General features: G+C 36.0%; 25 protein-coding genes and 1 riboswitch. Of the genes, 20 read left to right on the plus strand and 5 right to left on the minus strand.

Going from position 1 to position 24,794, the window contains the following annotated elements; all coding sequences use genetic code 11:
- The first annotated feature begins 10 nt into the window (after positions 1 to 10).
- The 5 genes from asnB to motS all read left to right on the plus strand — a co-directional run bounded on the left by asnB (position 11) and on the right by motS (position 5,035).
- Complete coding sequence (asnB, locus tag T323_RS0113690) at positions 11 to 1,855, plus strand: asparagine synthase (glutamine-hydrolyzing) (protein ID WP_026673803.1); 1,845 nt, start codon at positions 11 to 13, stop codon at positions 1,853 to 1,855.
- Between the two features lie 68 nt (positions 1,856 to 1,923).
- Positions 1,924 to 2,997: a C39 family peptidase gene (locus tag T323_RS28020; RefSeq protein ID WP_051556530.1), complete on the plus strand. Its 1,074-nt coding sequence runs from the start codon at positions 1,924 to 1,926 to the stop codon at positions 2,995 to 2,997.
- 30 nt (positions 2,998 to 3,027) lie between these two features.
- Positions 3,028 to 3,753, plus strand: a complete 726-nt coding sequence (gene cuyB / locus T323_RS0113700; RefSeq protein WP_026673804.1) for a cysteate racemase — start codon at positions 3,028 to 3,030, stop codon at positions 3,751 to 3,753.
- A gap of 21 nt (positions 3,754 to 3,774) precedes the next feature.
- On the plus strand, positions 3,775 to 3,981 hold the full coding sequence (locus T323_RS0113705; RefSeq protein WP_026673805.1) for a hypothetical protein: 207 nt from the start codon (positions 3,775 to 3,777) through the stop codon (positions 3,979 to 3,981).
- A 304-nt stretch (positions 3,982 to 4,285) separates the two neighbouring features.
- Complete coding sequence (gene motS, locus T323_RS0113710) at positions 4,286 to 5,035, plus strand: flagellar motor protein MotS (RefSeq protein ID WP_035178711.1); 750 nt, start codon at positions 4,286 to 4,288, stop codon at positions 5,033 to 5,035.
- 103 nt (positions 5,036 to 5,138) lie between these two features.
- On the opposite strand, the gene T323_RS28025 is transcribed toward motS, so the two are convergent.
- Positions 5,139 to 6,179, minus strand: coding sequence for a D-alanyl-D-alanine carboxypeptidase family protein (locus T323_RS28025; RefSeq protein WP_051556531.1), 1,041 nt, complete (start codon positions 6,177 to 6,179; stop codon positions 5,139 to 5,141).
- A 175-nt stretch (positions 6,180 to 6,354) separates the two neighbouring features.
- Positions 6,355 to 6,442, plus strand: a riboswitch (cyclic di-GMP riboswitch).
- Positions 6,443 to 6,576: 134 nt separating this feature from the next.
- On the opposite strand from T323_RS28025, the gene T323_RS26740 reads away from it, so the two are divergent.
- A complete protein-coding gene (locus T323_RS26740) occupies positions 6,577 to 7,653 on the plus strand; it encodes a GGDEF domain-containing protein (RefSeq protein WP_051556532.1) in 1,077 nt (358 codons plus the stop codon).
- A gap of 3 nt (positions 7,654 to 7,656) precedes the next feature.
- Here the strand turns inward: T323_RS26740 and T323_RS0113725 are convergent, their stop codons facing one another.
- Positions 7,657 to 8,376, minus strand: a complete 720-nt coding sequence (locus tag T323_RS0113725; RefSeq protein WP_084309282.1) for a DUF1287 domain-containing protein — start codon at positions 8,374 to 8,376, stop codon at positions 7,657 to 7,659.
- 99 nt (positions 8,377 to 8,475) lie between these two features.
- Between T323_RS0113725 and T323_RS0113730 the strand changes: the two genes are divergently transcribed.
- The 6 genes from T323_RS0113730 to T323_RS26745 all read left to right on the plus strand — a co-directional run bounded on the left by T323_RS0113730 (position 8,476) and on the right by T323_RS26745 (position 13,717).
- Positions 8,476 to 8,898, plus strand: coding sequence for a GNAT family N-acetyltransferase (locus T323_RS0113730; RefSeq protein WP_026673808.1), 423 nt, complete (start codon positions 8,476 to 8,478; stop codon positions 8,896 to 8,898).
- 13 nt (positions 8,899 to 8,911) lie between these two features.
- Entirely contained in the window at positions 8,912 to 9,493 is a 582-nt protein-coding gene (locus tag T323_RS0113735) for a DNA-3-methyladenine glycosylase (protein WP_026673809.1), read from the plus strand.
- Between the two features lie 136 nt (positions 9,494 to 9,629).
- Positions 9,630 to 10,667: an agmatine deiminase family protein gene (locus T323_RS0113740; protein WP_026673810.1), complete on the plus strand. Its 1,038-nt coding sequence runs from the start codon at positions 9,630 to 9,632 to the stop codon at positions 10,665 to 10,667.
- 13 nt (positions 10,668 to 10,680) lie between these two features.
- Entirely contained in the window at positions 10,681 to 11,559 is an 879-nt protein-coding gene (gene aguB, locus T323_RS0113745) for an N-carbamoylputrescine amidase (RefSeq protein ID WP_026673811.1), read from the plus strand.
- A 436-nt stretch (positions 11,560 to 11,995) separates the two neighbouring features.
- A complete protein-coding gene (locus T323_RS0113750) occupies positions 11,996 to 12,205 on the plus strand; it encodes a hypothetical protein (RefSeq protein WP_026673812.1) in 210 nt (69 codons plus the stop codon).
- A gap of 33 nt (positions 12,206 to 12,238) precedes the next feature.
- On the plus strand, positions 12,239 to 13,717 hold the full coding sequence (locus tag T323_RS26745) for a sensor domain-containing phosphodiesterase (RefSeq protein WP_281175740.1): 1,479 nt from the start codon (positions 12,239 to 12,241) through the stop codon (positions 13,715 to 13,717).
- A 60-nt stretch (positions 13,718 to 13,777) separates the two neighbouring features.
- On the opposite strand, the gene T323_RS0113760 is transcribed toward T323_RS26745, so the two are convergent.
- Positions 13,778 to 14,176, minus strand: a complete 399-nt coding sequence (locus T323_RS0113760) for a DUF4870 domain-containing protein (protein ID WP_169737904.1) — start codon at positions 14,174 to 14,176, stop codon at positions 13,778 to 13,780.
- A 410-nt stretch (positions 14,177 to 14,586) separates the two neighbouring features.
- On the opposite strand from T323_RS0113760, the gene T323_RS0113765 reads away from it, so the two are divergent.
- The 3 genes from T323_RS0113765 (at position 14,587) to T323_RS0113775 (ending at position 17,400) form a co-directional block, all read left to right on the plus strand.
- Positions 14,587 to 15,813, plus strand: a complete 1,227-nt coding sequence (locus T323_RS0113765) for an EAL and HDOD domain-containing protein (protein ID WP_026673814.1) — start codon at positions 14,587 to 14,589, stop codon at positions 15,811 to 15,813.
- A gap of 145 nt (positions 15,814 to 15,958) precedes the next feature.
- Positions 15,959 to 16,537 (plus strand): IMEF encapsulin system ferritin-like cargo protein, encoded by a 579-nt coding sequence (locus T323_RS0113770; protein WP_035178714.1) that lies wholly within the window; start codon positions 15,959 to 15,961, stop codon positions 16,535 to 16,537.
- Positions 16,538 to 16,548: 11 nt separating this feature from the next.
- Complete coding sequence (locus tag T323_RS0113775) at positions 16,549 to 17,400, plus strand: family 1 encapsulin nanocompartment shell protein (RefSeq protein ID WP_026673816.1); 852 nt, start codon at positions 16,549 to 16,551, stop codon at positions 17,398 to 17,400.
- 44 nt (positions 17,401 to 17,444) lie between these two features.
- Here T323_RS0113775 and T323_RS0113780 read toward each other — a convergent pair whose 3' ends face one another.
- Positions 17,445 to 17,909 carry a hypothetical protein gene (locus tag T323_RS0113780; protein ID WP_026673817.1) on the minus strand — a complete coding sequence of 155 codons (465 nt, stop codon included), beginning with the start codon at positions 17,907 to 17,909 and terminating at the stop codon, positions 17,445 to 17,447.
- A gap of 145 nt (positions 17,910 to 18,054) precedes the next feature.
- On the opposite strand from T323_RS0113780, the gene T323_RS28030 reads away from it, so the two are divergent.
- The 5 genes from T323_RS28030 (at position 18,055) to glnA (ending at position 24,502) form a co-directional block, all read left to right on the plus strand.
- Positions 18,055 to 18,435 carry a 2Fe-2S iron-sulfur cluster-binding protein gene (locus T323_RS28030; protein WP_051556534.1) on the plus strand — a complete coding sequence of 127 codons (381 nt, stop codon included), beginning with the start codon at positions 18,055 to 18,057 and terminating at the stop codon, positions 18,433 to 18,435.
- A gap of 219 nt (positions 18,436 to 18,654) precedes the next feature.
- Complete coding sequence (locus T323_RS0113790; protein WP_026673818.1) at positions 18,655 to 20,280, plus strand: catalase; 1,626 nt, start codon at positions 18,655 to 18,657, stop codon at positions 20,278 to 20,280.
- 253 nt (positions 20,281 to 20,533) lie between these two features.
- Positions 20,534 to 22,006: a degradosome RNA helicase CshA gene (cshA, locus tag T323_RS26755; RefSeq protein WP_051556535.1), complete on the plus strand. Its 1,473-nt coding sequence runs from the start codon at positions 20,534 to 20,536 to the stop codon at positions 22,004 to 22,006.
- Between the two features lie 109 nt (positions 22,007 to 22,115).
- Entirely contained in the window at positions 22,116 to 22,868 is a 753-nt protein-coding gene (locus T323_RS0113800; RefSeq protein ID WP_026673819.1) for a LysM peptidoglycan-binding domain-containing protein, read from the plus strand.
- 281 nt (positions 22,869 to 23,149) lie between these two features.
- Entirely contained in the window at positions 23,150 to 24,502 is a 1,353-nt protein-coding gene (gene glnA, locus T323_RS0113805) for a type I glutamate--ammonia ligase (protein WP_026673820.1), read from the plus strand.
- On the opposite strand, the gene T323_RS29575 is transcribed toward glnA, so the two are convergent.
- Positions 24,425 to 24,784, minus strand: coding sequence for a hypothetical protein (locus T323_RS29575; protein WP_281175741.1), 360 nt, complete (start codon positions 24,782 to 24,784; stop codon positions 24,425 to 24,427). The genes glnA and T323_RS29575 overlap by 78 nt on opposite strands.
- Between the last annotated feature and the right edge of the window lie 10 nt (positions 24,785 to 24,794).

Below are 24,794 nucleotides of genomic sequence, written 5' to 3' on the forward strand. Positions count from 1 at the left end.
GTGATAGCACATGTGTGGGTTTGTAGGGTTTGCTCATAGTTCAGTTGATAACAAAACAGAAACGATCGAGAAAATGATGAATGCCATCATTCATAGAGGCCCTGATAGTGGTGGGGTTTATTCAGATCAGGATGTGACATTTGGTTTTAGAAGATTAATGATCATTGATTTATCAGAAGAGGCAAGTCAGCCGATGTTTAATGAAGATAGGCGGTATGTCCTTGTTTTTAACGGTGAAATTTATAATTATCAAGAATTGCGGGAAGATTTAATTGAAAAAGGTCATTCTTTTCAAAGTCATAGTGATAGTGAAGTCATCATCCATGGTTATGAAGAATATGGTGTAGACTTACTGCAAAAAGTCCGTGGAATGTTTGCCTTTGCTATTTGGGATACAAAGGAAGAAACATTATTTATGGCGCGAGATTTTGTAGGGATTAAGCCATTATACTATTCACAAAATACGACAGATGGCTCTCTTCTTTTTGGTTCAGAAATTAAATCTTTTCTCCATCAACCTGCCTTTAAAAAGGAATTAAACAAAAAGGCGCTCAAACCATATTTAACGTTTCAATACTCGGTTTTAGATGAAACGTTTTTTAAAGGTGTTTTTAAGCTAAAACCTGGCCATTATATGATTTATAAAAAAGGAAGTATGGAAATTAAACCGTACTGGGATATTTCTTTTGATGAAAAAGAAAATAGTTTAGACCATTATATTAAAGAAATTAAAGCAACGTTAAAAGAGTCGGTGGAATACCATAAAATTAGTGATGTGAAAGTTGGTTCATTTTTATCTGGTGGTGTAGATTCTAGTTATATTACCGCATTGCTCATGCCAAATAAAACTTTTTCTGTCGGATTTAAAGACCATGAAGGGATTTTTAATGAAACAAATTTAGCAGAGCGACTGTCTGATATATTAAAAATTGAAAATAATAAAAAAATGGTTGATGCAGATGAATTTTTTGAAAAAGTACCGACGATTCAATATCATATGGATGAACCTCAATCGAATCTATCATCTGTTCCATTATATTTCTTATCAGAGCTTGCTAGAAAGCATGTAACGGTTGTATTATCAGGCGAAGGCGCCGATGAAATATTCGGTGGGTATGTATGGTATCAAAATTCACCAAAGATGGAGAAGTATAAAAAGATTCCATTTGGCATTCGACGTTCACTTTCTTCAATAAGCAAAAAGCTTCCTGAAAACCGTATTACATCTTTTCTCGTAAAAGGCGGTCTTAAAGTAGAAGAGCAATTTATTGGACAAGCGAAAGTGTTCGAGGAACAAGATGCGCTAACCGTATTAAAAGAAGATTATCGAAATGCGCCATCCATTGAAAGTATCACGAAAGAATATTATGACAATGTGAAAGATAAAGATGACTTAACAAAAATGCAGTATATTGATATGAAACTATGGTTACCAGGAGATATATTGCTTAAAGCCGATAAAATGAGTATGGCTCATTCGATTGAACTTCGTGTTCCGTTTTTAGATAAACAAGTCATGGAAATGGCGTCCCATATCCCAGCTCCTTTACGAGTGAATGAAACAAATACAAAGTTTGCACTAAGGGAAGCTTCCAATGAAGTGTTACCAGAAGAGTGGGCGAATCGGGAAAAAGTAGGGTTTCCAGTGCCGTTTCGTTACTGGATCAGGGAAGAAAAGTATTATAATCTAGTAAAAGAAGTGTTTCAATCAGAAGAAGCACATGAGTTTTTTAATGTTGAGGAACTCATGCGTTATTTAAATGAGCATTTCGAAGAAAAACATAATTATGCCAGATATATTTGGACTGTGTATGTATTTTTAGTATGGTATAAAAAATTTTTTAAAGAGTTATAAAGTAAGGATTAATGCTGGTTTTCCCTTTTATGAGGGTACTTTATATCTAAATAGGAGGGATGTACGAGATGAAAAAAATAGTCACCGTGTTAATGTTGCTACTTCTACTTGTTTTCACAGTTGGTATGTTCAATCAAGAAGTCCTAAAAAATAGTAGAGATTATATGAGAGATCATAGTGTGTTCGAGGCTGCTAGTCAATTAATCAAGAAAACAAAACAAGGAACAATCACAATTGAAAATGTCGATGTGATGCAGGAACCAGTTCGAGCTGCAGAGTATGTGGTAGTGAACAAAAGTACAGATGAAGAAGTGGCTGTGATCGTCACAGATGATAATGGGATAGGAACGTCGAAACCGATTCCGTTTGGGAAAACGTATCAAGTGATCCAGCGCTCTGTTGCTCATCCTTATCAATTACAAGAAGATGAAGTTGTTATTGAATTAGAAGAAGATTACGAGCTCAAAATTGAGAATGAGCTTTTAGATTATGTAAAGGATATTCAGTATACGGACGGAAAGATTCAAATTACAGAATCGTATATTCCGGTAGCTACCCTCATGCAAAACCCTGAATTGCCAAATGGTTGTGAAATTGTTTCTTTAACAGCCGTTTTAAACTATTATGGTTATGATGTTTCAAAAACAACGATGGCTGACGACTTTTTACCGAAACAACCATTTGCTAGGCAAAATAATAAGTTATATGGTGCCAATCCGTATGAAGCCTATGCGGGTGAACCGAGAGACAGATCAGGTTTTTTCGTTTATGCACCACCGATTTTGCAAGCTGCAGAAGACTTTATGAGTACTGTGGATAGCAATCATAAAGCGATTGATGTAAGTGGGAGTACAAGAGAAGAGCTTATTGAATATTTGAAACAGGGCATTCCTGTCGTCACATGGATGACATTAGAGTTAGATGCTCCAAGAGTGACGTATTCTTGGTATTTTCATGAAACAGAAGAATTTTTTGAAGCACCAGTTAATTTACATGCAACAGTCTTAAATGGCTTTATTGGGGAAGATAAGGTACATGTCATGGACCCATTAAAAGGTCAAATGGTGTATAGCGCAGAAAATTACTTTACTAGCTATGATGCATTAGGTAGCCATGCTATGATCCTAGTCGAAGATGAATAATCCTTAATTTGAGATAAAGTAGGTTATATAATGAAACAAAAAAGCTTAGGTGTGATAGGTGGGATGGGACCTAAGGCAACATCAGTTTTCTTTGAAAAAATCGTAGATAATACAGTTGCCAACAATGACCAAGACCATATTGATATGGTAATCCTAAATCATGCTTCATTACCAGACCGAACGAATGTCATATTAGAAAACCAATCCACTCAGTTTGTTGAGCTCTTAATGAAAGACATTCATTTACTAGAAAAGGCCGAAGTGTCTCATATTGCAATACCATGTAATACGGCCCATTATTTTATTGACGAGCTTCAAACAAAAACAACAATCCCAATTATCAATATGGTTGAGGAAACAATTCGAGAAATCCAAAGGAAATATGGAAAAGGAAGTAAAGTAGGGATTTTAGCAACAAACGGTACGATACGAAGCGGCACATATAAAAAAGCATGTGAAAAATATGGGATGGAGTTAGTTGTTCCAGATGAAGCGATGCAAAATAATGTCATGAGTATTATTTACACGAATGTAAAAAGTAAGTTAAATGTAGATTCTACTGAAACAGAGGCCATTATTCATCATCTTCATCAAAATGAAGGATGTCATTGTGTCATTTTAGCTTGTACGGAATTTTCTTGTATTGAGTTAAGCGAGGAGATTATGAAGGATTGTGTGGATGCGATGGATATTCTTGTAAACCGTTCGATTCGCTTTTCAGGAAAACAATCGAAAATAAAGCCAATTTCAAAGTGAAGTCAGCATAGGAGGTATGACATGAATTCAATTGAAATAGTGAATCTAAAGGAGTTCATTCATGACTCGTTTTCTGGTGGAGTGATGGTTAGGGAGTTAAGACTAACTCAAGCTGAGGCATGTTATGTAAAAGAACATTATGTTGCGATGGATGTTGAAATAATGGATGACTACCGAGGAGAAGAAAAGCAGTGGTATAAGCTTTCAATTGGAATAAAGGAAAAGTAATGAAAGGTTGTCCTTTGGTTGAAACCAATGGACAACCTCTTTTAAAAGATAAGAAAAATTTTTTGGTCTAGTAGCGAAGCTTTGAAAGCTTATTCATGAAGATCACTTATGGTTCACTGTCAAAAGCAGGCAGGGCTCCGCACTTCGCTTGAAAGAAAAGACGCTCCAGCGTTTTTCTTACTTCAAGGAAATATTACCGGTATAAATAGTATTAAACAATGAGTAGAAAAAGACGATATAAACAAAAGAAAACAATCTTTTTATGATGAGATAGATGCGTAATGGGACGGAGAGGAGGATGACAATGAAGCGTAAACAACGACAAGAGGATAAAGGGGCTCCAAAATGGATGGTCACCTTTTCGGACTTAATGACACTCATCCTTGTCTTTTTTATTTTGCTTTTTTCGATGTCGGTTGTCGATGCAGAGAAGTTCAGAGCCATTGCAGAATCCTTTCAACAACGTCAAGTGTTAGACTTTTTACCATCCGCAATTGACTTTGAATCACCAAAAGAGGATCGTGGGGAAGAACGTCGTGAGCCATTTGCTGAAGGAGAGTTTGGTGAAACTGAACATGACCAAACGATGGATGAGCTATTGCAAGAGGTCCAAGAGTTTCTTGAAACAAATGAGCTGACAGAAGTGATTTCAGCTACTCGGGATGATCGTGGAGTTGTTCTTGTCTTAGAAGAAAGAACATTATTTAATCCAGCAGAAGCTGATATTTTACCAGAAGGACAAGCATTTTTAAATAAAGTCGGGACATTGTTAGTGGCAATTCCAAATATGATTAAAGTTGAAGGTCATACAGATTCAGTACCGATTTCAACCTTTCGTTACCCATCAAACTGGGAATTATCGGGAGCAAGAGCTAGTAGTGTAATCCGTTACTTATTAGATAATTATGATTTAGAGCCAAAACGATTTGTTGCCACTGGCTATGGAGAAACAAGACCTGTTGTTCCGAACACAACACCAGAAAACTTACAACGTAATCGTCGTGCCGTCATTATCATTTTAGATCCGACTTATAATGATGATAATACATTCTAAAATAAGCTTTCACAACTTCACTGCTAAATCAAAATTTTTATGCTTTCTTATCTTTTAAAAAAAGCATCCTAACGGTTATTTAAACCGAAAGGATGCTTTTTTCTTAATTCAGATGCTCTTCAATATATTCTTCAAGTGTAATGTCCAATTCGAATATGTTAGCGGCATGCTCTTTGCCAACAAAGCGAAGATGCCAAGGTTCATACGTGTATCCTGTTATATCCTCTAGGCCTTCTGGGTAGCGAATAATGAATCCATATTTATGTGCATTTTCTGCAACCCATTTTCCTTCTTCTGTCTTCCCGAAATCTTGAGTGAGTTGGTAACCGACACTTTCACTTGTGACATCCATCGCTAATCCGGTTTGATGCTCACTTTCTCCTGGAAAGGCACTAAACTGATTAGCCCATTGGAATCCTTCTCGTAAAACATAGTTCGGAAAAATATGCTTTTGGGTAGCAAAGCTTCGATAGCCTGAAAGTGCTTTAAGCTTAATTCCATTGTTGTAACTATCTTTAAAAAGCTCTTCTAATGCTTCGGCTGCTTCTTCTCGTAAATGATTTCTTTCTGCTTTATCTTCATAAACAAATGCAACATCAGGAATGACGAGGTTGCTTGGTGTATAATCTCGAGGAAGTCGGTATTGCTTGTTTATAAGGACGAGTATGTCATCTGGGTTTTTAACTTCTAGTTTTTTACTTGAGTCATAAGGGATTTCTTGCATCTCAGTATTAGATACCCAGCCCTCTAAATCATTTGCTGATATCTTAAACCAACCTTCTGTTTGCTCAATAACAAATACATGGTCTCCAAAATCAAGTGTGCCAATGACATCTGATGTTTTATCTTTTTTTTCATAAACGGATACACCAGAATTTGATAATGCTAATGCTTCAAATAGCATCGATTCTGGAAGCTCAACAGCAGAAGCTAATAATTCCTCTTCCCTTTTCTCAACTTCTTCCATTTCTTCGTTTGTTTTGTCTTGAAGTTGGTCGGGTTTTTCTTTTTTCTCAGGCTCTGAATCCTTCGCCTTTTCTTCAACCATATTTGCCTCTCCTATTGTATTAACGGAAGTTTCTGTATATAGATAACCTAAGATTAATAAAATCGGAATCATCACGGCGACTATCCATTTAACCATTTTTTCGCCTCCACTTATTATCTACTAGACTATCATTTTACTTGTATTTGATAGATTTTTAAAGAGGGTGAATATGTGAAATTATTGGGTTCTAGAAAAAAGGATGTGCTGTTAAAAATTAGCGTGTTTTAATATGAAAAATATGCTATATTTATAGTAAATACGAACTAAAAATAGTAGAAAAAGGCAAACTTTTTGAAAAAAGAGGACGCAAAGCTACGGATCTAAGGTTGCGCAACAACTATGATAGCCGGGTTTCCTAACATTAGGCGACACTACTAGTGGTCGTTTTTTTTTAGATGTTAGTTAACATATACTGTTTAAACGATGGGACTTGGTCAATTTCTTATGTTTAACACTGAAGAAACATAAGGAAAAAGAGAAGGAAGTGGTTGCAATGAAAAAATTGCTTGTAAAGGCATTACGGTCAAATCATGCGCTAGAGGTGTTATTTTCTTCATTGCGCTGGTTTTTTTTACTAATGTCTGCCATCGTTTTTTCGACACAAATGAATGATAATACAGAAACATACTTGATTGTCTTATTTGTAGCTTTAGTCACTTTTGGCGTAATATACATGGGATTATCTGATTATTGCCTTTATCGAAAACCTGAAAACTCCTCAATATACAAAATAATGACCAAAGGTGGCCCGTTTTTCGATTATATCGCGTTCTTATGTTTAGTGGCTTTAACGGGAGGTCATGAGAGTCCATTATTTCCAATTAGTTATTTAATAATTTTACATGTATGTGTTTATTGGCGATATAAAGGAGCTATGATTTGTGCTGGACTTCTAATCATCGGTTTTACAGTGGTTGTTCTTTTACACGGTTTTCCGACTGAATTATCAAGTCAAATCTCCTTTTACACAAAGCTGATATATTTGTTTTTAATCGGGTTTCTCGGAGGGATTATTGTTTCTAGGGAACGAATTCATTATGAAGAAAAGTCGGAATATGAAAGTATGGCTAAACAAGATTATTTAACAGGTTTATTCAACCACCGCTCATTCCAAGAAGATTTAAAAACAGCCCAAATGAACCGAAAGAACAGCTTTCTTGTTTTAGCTGATATTGACCATTTTAAAAAAGTGAATGATGCATTTGGCCATGTTATGGGTGATAAGGTGTTACGAACGATTGGCCATATCATATCTGATATAGTACCAGAAGATATCGGTAAAGGTTATCGCTATGGAGGAGAAGAGTTTGCCATATTATTATATATAGATGATATCGAACTCACAGATTTTTATTTAAGAGCAATCAAAAAAAAGATCGAAAAAACAATCTTTCATACAGATGAAGGTGAATTTTCAGTAACGATGAGTTTTGGTTGTAACCAAATCAAAACCGAAGGAAGTCGTGATATTGTCGAGTGTGTTGATAAATTGCTGTATGACGCCAAACAGCTGGGAAGAAATCGCATTGTTTATGAACCAACAATATGTATAGAAGAAGCAACCCACTAAGGTTTAATTAGTTGGGTTGCCTTTTTCATAAGAGAACCGAAAGTGACCAGCAATTGGCGTGCTAAAAGAAGTAAGTTTTACTTCAGCTGCAAATGGAGGATTGTTATGGATCATATAAGGTGTGCCATCCTTTGCCCGTTTATCGGATATAATTCCAACATGGTGATATCCTTCTAAGAACACGACAATATCTCCTGGTTGCCACTGTTTTAAATTTTCAACATCATTTGGAATTAATTCTGTTGTTAATGACTCAGTGTGGCGAGTGAAAAAAACAAACTGGTTAGGGACTCGACGAAAATCAATATTTGGGTCAGGTTGCCCTTGTACGCGTGGATATTGATCAACTTCATTTGATATATCTTCGTCCATTAGTTCCTTTAAGTTAATGTCAGCTCCTAGTAAGCCGCGCCAAATGACATCCGTACATACTCCTTCATTTTCTGGTGGGTAACCGCCAGCATAATAAGCACTTTTGTATTTTGTTCGTTGCTCAACTTCTTTTCTTGCTGCTTGCACAATGTCTATGGGGTCTGGAACCCCATTTTGATTTTCGTCAACTAGTGAATATGTGCTTTCTACATTAAGTCGAGTTTGAAAAGGATTTTCAAAATGTAGACCGACATAATCAAGGAGAATTGCTTTTTTATAAAAAAAAGAAAAAGAAAATAAAGTGATAAAAAGAACGGCAATAAGTAAAGTGACCCGTCGTTTTTTCGTCATCATCCACCTCTGATATTTCTAAATATTTACTTTTCTTATAACCATTTTAGCACTGCTTGAATATAGTGGGAAGGTGAATCTTTTCAAGGAGTGGTTTCTATGATCGTTAGGCTAGCAACAGAACAAGAGCGGGAACTCATTCAACAGTATGAAAGCGTTGTACAGGTGGAAGCGACGAATGGATACGGTGATGGCTCGATTTCAAACCATACAAACTGGGATTACCCTTGTTATATTTGTATAAATCAAAACATAATCGTAGGTTGGATTGTTTTGGCGAAAACAAAAGCAGCGTTTACTGAAGAAATAACGGGTATGATAATAGAGCTATATGTTTTTCCTCAATACCGAAAATCAGGTTGCGGGACATTGTTAATGGAATATGCACTCGCTTATTTTAAGCAGTGTGGGATTTCAAAAGTCCAGTTAAACGTATTTTCAGGAAATCCGGCAAAACGGCTCTATGAAAAATTAGGCTTTCAAGATGTATCAACATTAATGGAAATTAAATGGGGCGAGTAGGAGGGATTTTCGATTGGACATATTACCACAGTCCTATTATGAACAACCAACATTACAGTTAGCAAAGTCGCTTCTTGGAAAACGATTAGTTAAAGAAACGACAGATGGGTTAGCTTCTGGCTGGATTGTGGAAACAGAAGCTTATATCGGCCCTCATGATCAAGCTGCACATAGCTTTGGGAACCGTCGGACAAAAAGAACGGAAGTCATGTTTGGACCACCAGGTTATGTTTATACGTATGTGATGCACACCCATTGTTTAGTGAATGTTGTAAGTGGTAAAATAAATCAACCAGAAGCCATTTTAATTCGAGCGGTGGAACCATACGAAGGCATACACCTAATCGGTAAAAGAAGACCAAATATAAAGAAAGAAAAAGAAAGAACAAATGGCCCAGGAAAGCTTACAAAAGCATTAGGTATCGATATGTCTGATTACGGGGGAGCCTTTTTTGAACGACCTCTTTATATTACAGAAGGAAAAAAGGTTGAAGGAATAAAAGAAGGGGTCAGAATTGGGATTCCGAATAGCGGGGAAGCAAAAATGTATCCATGGAGATTTTTGCTGGACAAGAACAAGTTTGTTTCCAAATAGAAACCGCAGTCGCTTGTGATAAAAAAATGTAGATGAAGTAGACTAAAAGGATATTGAGCTACATAAAAAAGTAAGATATGATGGATCAGAAATCGGTAGTAACGATAAATTTATTTGATGAAGTGAGTTGGATGAAATGAATGTTCCAAAACAATTACATTATTATATGCCTGCGGAATGGACAAGTCATGAACGAACGTTAATATCATGGCCTGTTCAACAGTCAATGTGTTTCCCTGATGATTATCAAACTGTAACAAAAGGCTATGAGCAGCTTATACGGGCAATGGCTGACTTTGAACCTGTCACTGTCCTTGTAAATGAAGAAGATATCGAAAATGTTAAACAGTTGTTCTCAGATGTTGAAGCGGTAGACATTGTTCATATTGAACATAATGATGCCTGGCTCCGTGACAATGGACCAACGTTTATTGTAAATGATAAAGGTGAAAGGGCAGGAATAAACTGGATTTTTAATGCATGGGGAGAAAAATATTCTCCATGGGATTTAGATAATAAAGTTGCACCAGCTATATTACAGCATTTTAATATTAAACAATTTGATGCGCCAATCGTAATGGAAGGGGGTTCTTTTCATGTCGATGGTGAAGGGACATTATTGACAACAGAAGAATGCTTGTTAAATCCAAATCGGAATTCAGATAAGTCAAAAGAAGAGATTGAACAATTGTTGAAAGACTATCTTCATATTGATAAAGTCATTTGGTTAAAACAAGGGTTAAGTGGTGATGAAACAGATGGCCATGTCGATAACGTAGCATGCTTTGCTACTCCAGGAAAAATATTGATTCAAGTATGTAATGACCCTGAAGATGAAAATTATCAGATTACACAAGAAAATCTGGAAATATTAAAGAATGCAACAGATGCAAAAGGAAGAAAAATTGACATTATTGAGATAAAGCAGCCTCCTCAGCAACATCATGATGGAAGCCGATTAACATTAAGCTACTTAAATTTTTACTTTGTAAATGGTGGCATTATCCTACCTGTATTTGGAGGAGAAGCAGCAGTCACAGATGAAGAGGCGATAGCGGTGCTAAAACAAACATTTCCAGACAAGGAAATTCGCACAATTGATGGAATGGCCGTCATTAAAGAAGGTGGTAATGTACACTGTACAACCCAACAAATGATTGCCGGAAATGAATAAAGGGGTGAATGAAGTGCGTCTAGTTAAAGTAGCAACAACTCAAATGAGTTGTTCATGTGATATCCAAGAAAATATTGAAAAAGCAGAAAAACTTGTTCGTGAAGCCGCATGTCAAGGAGCTCAAATTATTTTATTACAAGAGCTTTTTGAAACACCTTATTTTTGTCAAAAAGAAAAATCAACCTATTATGATTATGCTACAGAATTGGAAAGCAATAGGGCAGTGACCCATTTTAAAGCTATTGCAAAAGAATTAAAAGTGGTATTACCGATTAGCTTTTATGAAAAGAAAAATAACGCAAGATATAATTCTCTTGCTGTCATTGACGCTGATGGTGAAATCCTCGGGAAATACCGGAAAAGTCATATTCCTGATGGTCCTGGTTATGAAGAGAAATTTTACTTTAATCCAGGAGATACTGGATTTCAAGTGTGGAAAACGAGGTATGGGAAAATTGGTGTAGGGATATGTTGGGACCAATGGTATCCTGAATCAGCAAGGTGTATGACGTTAATGGGAGCAGAGCTTCTCTTTTTTCCAACAGCGATAGGATCGGAACCGCAAGATCAATCCATTGATTCTAAAGACCATTGGCAAATGTGCATGTTAGGACATGCCGCAGCAAACTTAGTTCCTGTAATTGCTTCTAATCGAATTGGTGTGGAAGAAGATGACGAGTCAAAAATTACGTTTTATGGCTCTTCCTTTATTGCTGGACCACAAGGAAATAAAATCGAAGAAGCCAATCGAACAGATGAAACTGTATTAGTTACGGAGTTTGATTTAGATGAGTTAGAAAACCAACGAATCGAATGGGGCATTTTCAGAGACCGTCGTCCTGACTTATATAAAATTATCACTTCGTATGATGGAGAGTTGATTATAAAGTAAATACTAATGATGTTTTGCCCGTTAACCATAAGCTTGTGATGGTCAACGGGTTTTTTGCACTAGCTATTTCTAACGGACATCTGAGCCACTATTTTGTAAAAAAATCTTGTTTACCCGATGTGCTATTGGACATGAGTTCCGTTACTTAAGAGAAATCGAAGCATTTTGTCAAGATTTACATCAAGTAGCGGAATAGATGTCCGATACAACATGAAAAGGCTTAGTTTTCTATCATATAACGGAACCGATGTCCGAACTCCTAAATTGTTTGAATAACAGCCGAGTTTTTTGTTTCATTTGGTAACTAAATATCACTATAGAAGTACTATTATAACTATGATATGGGTAATTTTCATAGTATACTAGAACTATAATAGTTTTGCAGATAAACTTTTATGATGACAGTTAGTAACAAAAGAAAGGAAACAGGCTTCATATGTATATTTCATACACAGAGATTAGCTACTATAAAATGTTTGAGGAAGCTTCTGAAAAGCTGTTAGCTACAGTGGGTACGTTAATTAAAGATGGTACGTTTTTTATTTCTCATGTCGATGAAACCAACTTTTCAATTGTGAAAATGTTAAACCGAACGGGAATTAACTTAACAGAAGGAAAGCGAATGCCACTAGAGGATGCGTATTGAAGTATTATATATCATGGTGGCCGTGAGCCGCTCATAATTGAGGATTCCAAACATCATAACGTCACATGTAACCTGCAAGTGACAGAAGATTTAGAAATTAGGTCTTATTTAGGAGTGCCCATTTTATTACATGATGGAAAAATGTTTGGAACACTTTGTGTATTGCGGAAAGAAAAATCAAGTTTTACTTCTGATGAAATTAATACCATACAAAATATGGCCATGTTTCTTGGCTATTTAATTGATTTAGAATATGTGACTATTCACGATTCATTGACAAGTTCGTATAATTTGAACTTTACGACAAAGTACTTTGATGATTATATTAAAGGGAAAATTTGCAAATGGGCCATGATTTTTATTGACCTTGATAATTTTCAATATGTCAATGATACACTTGGACATAAAATGGGAGACATTCTTTTACAAAAGGTGTCCGAGCGTATGGTGACAGAATTAGAAGGTGATATCGTAAGTGCAAGATTAGGAGGAGACGATTTCGTTTTACTTCTTTCTGGTGAAAACGACAAGACAAAAGTAGAGTCGTTTTTAGAAGCGATTCTTGAGCTTTTTTCAAAACCCTTTCAAGTTGAAGGCCGTGACGTTTCAATAACGCCGACAATGGGAGTAAGCTTGTATCCGCAGGACGGTCTTGACGCTGAAACATTATTAAAGCATGCAGATATGGCTTTACAAGAAGCGAAAAAGAGTGGTCAAAATCATTATAGTTTTTTTAATCAAAAGTTAAATGAACATATATCAAAAAAGGTTCAACTAACAAATGACTTACCAAAAGCGTTATCAAATAGAGAGTTAGTGTTACATTATCAACCTCAATTCAATATGGAAAAAAAGATGACGGGTATTGAAGCGCTACTACGTTGGAATCATCCTGAACTCGGAATGATATCTCCACTTGATTTTATTCCGATAGCAGAAGAAACAGGCGCAATTGTTGAGATCGGAAAATGGGTAATGGAAACCGCATGTCAAAATGTAAAAGAGCTCCATCAGCACGGTCAATCTGATATCAAGGTAGCTGTTAATTTATCAGTGAAACAATTTCAGCAAAAAAAAATCGCAGATGAAATCCTTACAATACTAGAAAAAGTAAAGCTGCATCCTTGTTATTTAGAATTAGAAATTACGGAAAATATGGCGATCACGAATATGAAAAGGACGACGTTTTCGTTAGAACAAATAAAAGCACTTGGAGTACGAATTGCAATTGACGATTTTGGAACAGGGTATTCTTCATTAAGTTATTTAAAACGATTTCCACTAGATGTCTTAAAACTCGACCGCTCTTTTATTCATGATATTACGGTTGATCAAAAGCAATTTGCAATTGTAAAAGCTGTCATTGACATGGCGCATGCACTTGAACTAAAAGTGGTTGCTGAAGGAATTGAAGAAGAAAGCCAATTCCACTTGTTAAAACAAATGGGTTGTGATGAAGTGCAAGGGTATTTATTAGGGAAACCGACTCCTTTTATAAGATTGCTAAAGTAGGTTTAAACAAAGAGAATAAGAGGTATAAAAAGAAGAGAACGGTAGTCCGTTCTCTTCTTTTTATTTGTTCACTTGCTTTTCTGCAATATCCCCAACAAAAGGAAGCTTATATTGTTCCCCATTGTAAGCTTTGTACATGAGAACGACCCATAAAACAAAGTAAATAAGGTTAATGAGACTACCAAGTATCCATCCAAAAGGAATCTGACTAACAACAATGTTTAGAACGGTAAGACCGCCAAAAGCAATAATCGATTGCAACGCATGGAAGCGAACCGTTTTGTTTTCTTTTTCAAGAAGAAATATAATTAGTCCTGATACAAATGCAGCAAGGTAACATAAAAAGCTTGCTATGTTTTCTTCTAAGCCAAACACAGATTTTTTCTTTTCAGATGGTGGTGTTTCTGTGTGTACAGGTGTAAGTGATGAGGATGATTGTTTCTCAGTTTCTTGTTCCATTATTTCCCCTCCTAAAAGTAGTAGTTTCAACTATAATAATAGTAACAAATTATATTATTGAAAAATATTCCACGAAAGTGCCAAAATAATGCTATTTAGAACTAGCATACTAGATTTTATATGGTACAAAAAGCTCATTTTGCTAATTTGTTCATGTGACAACACGATTACTAATAGTAAAGTAGTACATTCGAAAAACGACCCATATGGTTACTTTCCTTTTGCGTCTATCTATATTCCTAATTCAACTCCGACAAAATAAGACTTTATTCGCGTTCTAACTTTCAAATTTGTACAAAAAATACTATAATATAGGAAATATATAGAGGACGGTATAGGTCTTAAATAGGGCAACCAACAAAGACCTTCATAAAAAGTTCAAAAAATCACAAGAATTAGGAGTAATTGTTATGGATGTGTATGTAGCAAGGCAACCCATTTTAAATAAAAAACAAGATGTGTTTGGTTATGAATTATTGTACCGTAGCAATAGCGAACAAAACTTGGCTCTTATTGATGGAGACCAAGCTACATCTGAAGTGATTATTAATGGTTTTTTTCATATTGGATACGAAGAATTAACAGAAGGAAAACTTTGCTTTATTAACTTTACAGAAAATTTATTAAAAAATGAAATTCCAACTTTTACAAACCCAGAAAAAGTCGTAATTGAGATATTAGAAACCGTTGTTCTGACAAAAGAAATTGTTGAAATCTGTAAAAATTTTAAAAAAATCGGATATAAAATTGCGCTCGATGATTTTATCCTATTAGAAGGAAATCATTTTCTCCATGAAATTCTTCAAATTATTGATATTGTGAAAGTTGATATTCGAAATACGTCAAGGGCAAAGCAGTTACAAATATTACACTTCTTACAAAAATATAATGTCGTTTTGCTTGCTGAAAAAGTGGAAACAAGAGAAGAGTATGAACAATGTCTTGAAGATGGGTATGATTATTTTCAAGGGTACTTTTTTAGTAAACCCGTTATAATAACGGGACAAGATGTTCCTTTTTACAATCCAGTCGTAATGAATGTTTTACACGAGTTGTCCAAACAAGAACCGGATGTTGATAAAGTAGCTAAATCGATTGAACATGACCTTTCTTTATCTTATAAGCTATTAAAACTAATTAATTCTCCTGCTTTTCGAACAAAGTCAAATATAAAATCGATTAAACAAGCGATTGTTTTATTAGGATTAGAAGAAGTGAAAAAATGGCTTTTCTTCCTTGCGGTTCGTGAATCGAATAAACAACATGTCCCAACGGAAGTGATTAAGATGAGTTTTCGCCGTGCAAAAGAATGTGAATTAATTGCACAAATGAAAGGAAATCACGCCGAACAATCAAGTTATTTTTTAATCGGGATGTTTTCATTAATTGAAAGTTTATTAAATAGTCCAATGGAGAAAATTGTAGCGCAATTGCCATTAGATCAAGAGATGAAGGCGGCAATGCTTGGGGTTCAAAATAAATATAAAGATGTACTAGATATTGTCGTTTCTATCGAACAAGCGAAATGGAGTGAGGTTGAACGCCTAGCTAGTAAATTAGGGCTATCGCAGAAAATATTATTTGATATCCATTCCAAGTCCATTGTTTGGACAAAGGATGTATTTTTAGAAATATAGTGATTAAAATGGCTTGTTGAACATCATGTTTAATGAGTCTTTTTACTGAAAAAAAATACTAGTGAGAAAGAATTCCCTGCTAATGTTTTATTCTTATAGGAGATAGGGTAAAATAATAGTAATTTATGACAATGGAGTGAGAAACGTGAGTGAAAATTTTCCAAAGTTAGAAGGGATACTTGAAAGAACGAAAGACGCGCTTTTAGGATTTATGGATATCATAACTCCAGTCATTGAAAATGCAAAAGATGACCATGAGAGATTATACTGGCATCATATTTATGAAGAAGAAGAACACAGATTAGATCGTATTAATGTGTTGCTTCCAAAAGTAAAAGATGTCCAAACAAAAGAGTTAGACCCCAGCCAAGGTGAATTTATCCGATTACTACAAGATGTAAGTTTGGAGAAGTTTGGATTACATAATTTTTTAGAGCATCTTGATTTATCCCTTTTTCAATTTAAAAATACCGAACATGGCGAACCGATTCAAAAAATGAGAGATATGACAGCGGAAGATTACCAAGAAATAAAAGGAATCATGCAAGATTTAAATGATAAGTATGATTTAACAAGCTTAGCTGCATCAACGCCAACGGATGAAAAAGAGGGAAAAGCAGATCATTTAAAAATTGATATGTATACTCAATCAGAAAGCCAAGCTACATCACACTCAAATGAACTTGGTTATAAAAAGAAATTTACAGTAGGAAGCTTAAAATAAGGAGGAATACGATGAAAACGAAATTGTATGCAGATGCACCATTAAACGAAAAACAATGGAATGAATTAGATGCAACAGTGATTGAAAGTGCGCGTCGACAGCTCGTTGGACGACGTTTTATTGACCTGTATGGTCCGTTAGGGGAAGGGGTTCAAACGGTTACAAATGATATTTATGAAAATCAAGAATTGGGAAATATTAGCTATCACGGTGAGTCAACGGAATTGTCATCACCAACACGACGTGTAAATTTAAGTGTTCCGCTTTTATATAAGGATTTTATGCTGTATTGGCGTGATTTGCAATATGCTAAAGCATTAGATAATCCAATTGATTTTTCTGCAGCTGCACATGCGGCACAGCAATGTGCATTACTAGAAGATGATCTTATTTTTAATGGTTCAAAAGAGTTTGATTTACCGGGTGTACTAAATGTAAAAGGAAAGTTGACACACCTTCGCTCAGATTGGATGACTTCAGGAAATGCATTTAGTGATGTAGTTGAAGCAAGAAATAAACTTTTGCGAATGGGACACACAGGACCATATGCTCTCGTCTTATCTCCTGAACTATATGCTTTGCTACACCGCGTTCATCAAGGAACAAACGTCCTTGAAATTGAACATGTCCGCGAACTTATGACAGCAGGTGTTTTCCAGTCACCGATGATTAAAGGGAAACGTGGTGTCATTGTGGATGCAGGAAAACAAAACTTAGATTTAGCGATCGGCCAAGATTTTGAAACGGCATTTATTGATGATGAAAACATGAATCACGTTTTTAGAGTGTATGAGTCAGCCGTGTTACGCATCAAACGTCCAAGCGCGATTTGTACGTTAGAAGACCCTGAAGGAAACGAATAAAAATAAGGTGTGTCAAAGTGATTCTTTGACACACCTATTCTATATTACGCTATGGAATAAACTTTTTTAGGTGGAGTAATAAAGCTTACATCAACGTGTTCTTTTGCGGCTTCATATCCGATATCGTCAATGATTAACTTAGCTTCTTCTAAGAAAATCGTCGTATAGCTGCCTTCATTCACTTCATATAATCGTTTTAAGTATTTTAGTTTTTCAGCTGTTTTTGTTTTCTTGTATATTAGATTATGCGCATCAACAATTTTCTTATGAACAGGTGCGGAAATCACGCTGATTTCAGAAACATTTATAATCATATGTTGGCCATCGCTTGTTGCAAAACCAAGCGAGTAAAATGTTGAACCTAACATATCTACATTTGTAATAACGGCATTTTTATATTCTTCTCCTGAGCGGAGACGAATAAACTGTGTTTCAATTATACCACCAATTTTTCTTTCATTCGACAGTAACGCATAGATGTCTTTTAACCCATTTACTTGCTTTTGCATGTGGTACCCTCCTCGAATAAAGAAAACATCTGATAACAATTCTCATTATCATTGTAAATGATTCTCATTAGCAACGTCAATAGTTTTTTGAAAGTGCTGTTATTTGGAATTTGCTTGAGCTTCAAAAAGAAAGGAGGCATAGACATTGCCAAAAAAACTTACAGTAGGATCATTAATTGAAGGGAAACAAAACAGAATACAGATTGAAAACGCTATAGTTGAGAAAACGAATGTAAAAAAGGAACAAAAAAAAGAACCGGCAGAAGCAAAAGAAAGAATAATTCAGATTGAGCAACATGGACGTCGGTATGAAGTTAAATCTGAACAAAACGTGAGTGTGTTAGAACAAGCCTTAAATCAAAAAGTACCAATTGATTATAAGTGTAGAAAAGGCTCATGTGGGAAGTGTGAAGTTATGATTGTGTCTGGACATGACGTGTTATCAAAGCGAACAGATAAAGAAATAGAAAAATTACAAGAGCCTACTCATAGATTAGCATGCCAAGCTATTTTTCAACTTTCTTAATAGAGGGTATGTATGTGATTCTAGTCCTATTCATGGAACAGTTTTCAAGTTTGAGTGCTTATTAACAGTGAAGCTTTGGAAACTTATTCTTGAACGAAAAGACGCTCCCACGTTTTTTTTTCGAATGAACAAAACCGAATTAAAAAATAGAGATAATTGCATATAATAAGTAATACGAGGAAATAATACCCATTGTAACTATAGAAAGGTGGGTATGAGTTGAAAAACAATAATAATGAACATGAAAACACAGGCACATCTGTTAATGGTGCTGGTGGACCTTCAGATTCAAGAGTAACAGAAGGAGAAACACAGGATACATTAACTACACGTCAAGGTCACCCTGTTGTCGACAATCAAAATGTTAGAACTGTAGGAGACAGAGGACCAACAACACTTGAGAATTATCAATTCCTAGAAAAGATTTCACATTTTGATCGTGAGCGTATTCCTGAACGTGTTGTTCATGCCCGTGGAGCAGGTGCTCATGGTTATTTCGAGGCATATGGAACCGCTGGAGATGAGCATGTTTCCAAATATACAAGAGCGAAATTATTTCAAGAAAAAGGAAAAAGAACACCTGTTTTTGTTCGTTTTTCATCTGTTGTTCATGGTGGACACTCCCCAGAGACGCTTCGAGATCCAAGGGGATTTGCTGTTAAGTTTTATACAGAAGATGGAAACTGGGATTTAGTCGGAAACAACTTGAAAATATTTTTTATCCGTGACCCTTTAAAATTCCCGGATATGGTCCACGCGTTTAAGCCTGATCCAGTAACAAACATTCAAGATTTAGAAAGAATGTTTGATTTTATTTCAAATTCACCAGAAGCCACACATATGGTTACATTTTTATTTTCACCATGGGGAATTCCTGCAAATTATCGGCAAATGCAAGGCTCAGGTGTTAATACATATAAATGGGTGAACAAAGAAGGAAAAGGTGTGTTAGTAAAGTATCATTGGGAACCAATTAAACAAGGAATTAAAAATTTGACACAAGAAGAAGCTGAAAAAATCCAAGCGAAAAATTTTAATCACGCTACCCAAGATCTATATGAAGCGATTGAAAATGGAGATTATCCAGAGTGGGAACTCTGTGTTCAAATTATGAGTGATGATGACCATCCCGAATTAGACTTTGACCCACTTGATCCAACAAAATTATGGCCACCAGAAAAGTTTCCTTTCTTACCAGTTGGCAAAATGGTGTTAAATAAAAATCCTGAAAATTATTTTGCAGAAGTAGAACAAGCGGCTTTTGGAACAGGTGTACTTGTTGATGGATTAGATTTTTCTGATGATAAACTATTACAAGGTCGTACATTTTCTTATTCAGATACACAGCGGTATCGTGTCGGTTCAAATTATTTACAGTTACCAATCAATGCGCCGAAAAAGCATGTCGCGACAAATCAGCGTGATGGACAAATGACCTATTTTGTAGATAAAGGACCGGGCCAAAATCCACACGTTAATTATGAACCATCAACACTAGATGGATTAAAAGAAGCGACGAAATCGGGTGAACCACATGAGCCACATGTAGAAGGCAATTTAACACGTAAAAAAATCGAAAGAACAAATGATTTCGGACAAGCGGGTGATACGTACCGTGCCTTTGAAGATTGGGAAAAAGACGAGTTAATCAATAATTTAGTAGGAGCTTTACATCCCTGTGATCCAAGAATAAAAGAAAAGATGGTTTCCTATTTTACTCAAGCCGATAAAGAATATGGTCAACGTGTTGCAGATGGGCTTGCTAAAATGAGTTCGATGAAAGCGAATAATGATATGGGTGTTGAAATGGCAAAAGAAATGGGCCATGACGCCGATCCGTATTAAAGCTTACTAAAAGAAAAGACCAGGTGGGAATGTTATAAAGGAATGAGTGCGACCTTTTATGACATTCCCCTTTTTGGTTTGCATTGCTTTTCTTTCCTTAAAGTGGTATGATTAAGTTTGCTTTAAAAGATCGGACTATAAGTGTAAATCAGACAGTACAGCTTATACCATATTCCGCTCGGTAGGAATAATGGTGTTTTTTTTAGGGCAATTTTAAAAAGAGGATAGCGATATATAAAGGAGATGGCTTACGTTGACAACGTTTTACGAATTTGGTCTTAACCATAAGATTGTTAAGGCTGTAACAGATATGGGGTTTGAAGAAGCTACCCCAGTACAAGAACAAACGATCCCGGTTGCGTTAACGGGTAAAGATGTAATTGGACAAGCACAAACAGGAACAGGAAAAACAGCGGCATTTGGAATTCCATTAATTGAGAAAGTCGATATTGAAGAAGCGACGATTCAAGGAGTAGTGTTAGCGCCAACGCGGGAGTTAGCCGTGCAAGTTGCAGAAGAAATGAATAAATTAGGTCAAGTTAAAGGTGTGCACACACTACCGATTTACGGTGGTCAAGATATACGCAGACAAATTAAAGCTCTACAAAAACGACCACATATTATTGTTGGTACACCTGGCCGTTTTATGGACCATATGAGAAGAAAAACTATCCGATTGAACAACATCAAAATAGCTGTTTTAGATGAAGCTGATGAAATGTTAACAATGGGATTCATTGAAGATATTGAAACGATATTAAATGAAATACCTGAAGAAAGACAAACATTATTATTTTCAGCGACAATGCCAAAGCCAATTGAAAAATTAGCTCAGAAATTTATGAAAAACCCTGAACTAATTGCCGTTAAGGCGAAGGAAATGACAGTTCCAAATATTGTACAAGAATATATGGAAGTTCCTGAAAAACAAAAATTCGATGTGTTGTGCAGAATGTTAGATATTCATGCGCCAGAATTAGCAATCGTTTTCGGAAGGACAAAACGACGTGTAGATGAATTAGCAGAAGCGTTATCAAAGCGTGGCTACGACGCAGAGGGGATCCACGGCGATTTAAATCAAGCAAAACGTGACAGTGTCTTGCGTAAGTTTAAAGCAGGGACGATTGAAGTCCTTGTCGCAACAGATGTCGCTGCACGTGGATTAGATATTAGTGGTGTCACACATGTGTATAACTTTGACATCCCTCAAGACCCAGAAAGCTATGTTCACCGTATTGGTCGAACAGGACGAGCGGGAAAAACAGGTCTTGCTTTAACGTTTGCATCGCCACGTGAGATGGATCATTTAAAAACGATCGAGCGTGTGTCGAAGAAAAAAATTCAACGCAAATCGGTTCCAACATTTGCTGAAGCAATTGAAGGTCAACAACGCTTGACGATTGAACGTTTACTAGAAACTGTAGAACAAGGTGATGCACAAGCGTATAAACGGATGGCAGAACAATTACTCGATGATCATGATTCTGTTAGTCTTATCTCAGCAGCGTTAAAATTACTGACGAAAGAACCAAGTAATGAACCGGTACAATTAACAGCTGAAGCACCGCTTCGTGTGAAGAAAAATAAATTCAATGGTGAAAGAGGCGGGGGTTCAAGAGATAAAAAAGGTGGATACCGTCGTTCATCTTCTAGAAAGCCAGATTCAAGAAAACCAGATAGATCATCAAACGACCAAAAACGCAAAAAGAAAAAGTATAGCAAATAATACATGCCCATATTTCCTATTTAGGAAATATGGGATTTTTTCTAAGGAAATAAAGACATGAATCCTCCTATTGATGAATAGGATAAAATCAAAAGGGGGGTTGTCTATTATGGTTCATGGTTCAAGACTTCAAGTCTATTGTGTAAGAGAAGGAGATACACTACTTAGTATTTCGTCGTTCTTCCATATTCCGTACCAAGACCTGCTGCTCGTTAATCCGTATATTTCTTTTGAAGATTTACAAGTAGGACAACTAATCTATTTACCGCTATCTTTTTATAATCCATATTGTCAGGAAAATGCGATTCGCTATACGTTACGAGCTGGTGAAAGTTTATCAAGCATCGCGGAGAAATATGATTCTTCATATGAAACGATTTTACAAGCTAACCGAAACTTGCATCCATATCGATTATTTGAAGGTCAAGTTTGGTGCATTCCGATGCACTGGGATGTTTATGAAAGCCAAACAGAAAAAGTAACCTTTATTTACCCTGGATTATGGGAAGAAAAACAAGTGGAGAAAGGAATTCAGCTAGAAGGAGAATATGGATTTGTTAATGTAAAAACAGTATATAGTAAAACACTATCAGTCCTTGATATTTGTCAACATTATGCATTTAAGTCAAAAGCCCACTTCGGTTCAAAGTCCCTAATCGAACAAATTCGTGTCCAAAATGAACTAGGCTATATTATTTTGCCATCAACTGACCAAAAGAAGACCATGGGTAATGAAGCCGCCCTCGTCCTTTCTTATCCGTTTCTAGAAATTGGAGATCCTTTTACATACCTTATCCTCGTAACAAATCAAGAATTTATTTATTCTATAACAAGAAGTTTACAATTTAACATAATAGCCTAAAAGGGTTCCGTACCCTTTTGGGCTTATTTCTTTGGTTAAAGGTGGATAAAAAATCTGCCTCACTTCTTTATGAAAGCATCCATTTGTATTTGTATATAGAAACCTGTACTGTGGCAAAAAAACAAAGCAAACTAAGGGGATGACGCAGAGCAAAAGCAGTAGGGTAAAATACCTTGTTAGATTATCTAACAAGAGTTGTTGAAAAAGTCTGAATTTCTATTAAAATAAATAACTAACAAGGGATGTTAATTAAATTCACAAGAAAAGGGAAGTGTTATAACATGAGTACAGCTCTAGGAACTCAAACTTTGGAAAGCATTAAAGAGACGATCGAAGCGAAAAACGTTGAACTTTTACATTTGCAATTTGTTGATATTGAAGGAACGTTAAAACATGTGACAGTTACAGCAAAACAAATTGACGCTGTTGCTGAAGGAAAAATCATGTTTGATGGTTCATCAATCACTGGATTTTCGCCAATTAATAAATCAGACCTTTACTTGCAACCAGATTTAAACACATTTGCAGTGCTCCCTTGGTCTGTAGAAGAAGGGTACTCAGAAGGTCGTTTTTTGTGTAGTGTTACAAACCCAGACGGAACTGACTTTGAAGGAGACCCGCGTAACGTCTTAAAAAAAACGGTGGAAAAAGCAAAAGATGCAGGATACGGAATTAGTGTAGGTCCTGAGTTAGAATTTTTCTTATTTGAAACCGATGAAACTGGCCGACCAACATTACAAACACAAGATTTTGGTGGATACTTTGAGCCATCTCCTCATGACTTTGGTGAAAAAGTACGTCTAGCAATCTATCGTACATTAAAAGAAATGGGCTTCACAATTGAAGCGTCTCACCATGAAGTAGCAAAAGGACAACATGAAATCAATTTTAAATATGCAGATGCTCTAGGAGCAGCTGATCTTGCTACAACATATAAATGGGTTGTAAAAACGGTAGCAAAACAATTTGGCTTACACGCATCATTTATGCCAAAACCAATTGCAGGTGAAAACGGAAGTGGAATGCACACAAACGTTTCACTATTCGATTTAGAAAAACAAGAAAATGCATTTTTTGACCCAAGTGATGAGCGTCAACTTTCGGAAAAAGCGTATCAATTCATTGCTGGTTTAATTGATAATGTAAAAAGCTTTGTTGCGGTAACAAATCCGCTAGTTAACTCATATAAACGTCTAGTTCCAGGATATGAAGCACCATGTTATATTGCTTGGTCTGCCTCCAATCGTTCTGCTTTAATTCGTATTCCAGCGACTCGTGGGGCAGGTACTCGAGTAGAAATTCGTTGTCCAGACCCATCGGCTAACCCTTACTTAGCATTTGCTGTTGTAGCATCAGCTGGATTAGATGGTGTAACACGTGGGTTAACACCTCCTGTCGAAGTGATTGATGATATTTTCAGTATGTCAGCAAAAGAGTGTGAAGAGCGTGGAATTGACAACTTACCAGCAAGCTTAGAAGCTGCACTTGCTGAATTAGAAGAGGGTAGAATTGGTAGAGAGACATTGGGAGACCATGTTTTTGAAGAGTATATTGCACTAAAACGTAGTGAATGGGATAGCTTCCGTACAGCCGTAACAGGTTGGGAAGTTGAAACATATCAAACGAAATTTTAATATAAAAAGCTGTCGAGACGCCCTCGGCAGCTTTTTTTGACATATAGGAAAGCGTATAAATTTTGGTCTAGCAGTGAAGCTTTGAAAGCTTATTCTAGATAAGCGAAGGAACCGTAAAGTTCTCCAAAGAGTTTTAGATGTATTCTCGCTTTTCTTTATGTACAAAACTAAACAGTAGGCTGTCATGACAAATAAAATTTGATTCCAAATGCCTTGCGGCTTAGTGCTTTGTAGTTTCACGAGTCTCAAGTGTTGCTTTACCCATTTAAAGAATATCTCAATTTGCCAACGG

Origin of the sequence: Alkalihalobacillus bogoriensis ATCC BAA-922 (assembly GCF_000621445.1) — a bacterium.
GTDB lineage: Bacteria > Bacillota > Bacilli > Bacillales > Bacillaceae_F > Bacillus_AO > Bacillus_AO bogoriense.